The organism is Bartonella senegalensis OS02 (genome assembly GCF_000312545.1).
Classification (GTDB): domain Bacteria; phylum Pseudomonadota; class Alphaproteobacteria; order Rhizobiales; family Rhizobiaceae; genus Bartonella; species Bartonella senegalensis.
In genome coordinates this window covers 1-233 of the sequence record NZ_HE997574.1, presented here as the reverse complement: position 1 = coordinate 233, position 233 = coordinate 1, and the positions used below count along the sequence as shown (strand labels likewise).

Genomic DNA, 233 nt, shown 5'->3' with positions numbered 1-233 from the left:
TTTTAGAGCGTCCTCTTCATGGTCAATGCCCCATTGCATAGCGGGCGTTATATAAGATTGGCTTATTTCCTCTGTTAAGCGCTCTGTCATAAGTTTTAATTTGTAATCCTCATATTTACTTGTAGGCGTTCCCTTGGCTGTTTTACTGAGTACGTTATAAACGTTTGAAGCGGTGACTTTACCTAAACGGGCTTGAAACCACTCTGCTGTTCGTTGTTGCATTTCACACCGCT

Annotated in this window: 1 protein-coding gene; it reads right to left on the bottom strand. The window is 42.1% G+C overall.

All coding sequences use genetic code 11. The features are described 5' to 3' along the window. The coding region (locus BN200_RS08440) for a YqaJ viral recombinase family protein (protein WP_034989544.1) at positions 1 to 222 on the bottom strand (222 nt) is incomplete at its 3' end. Positions 223 to 233 lie beyond the last annotated feature (11 nt).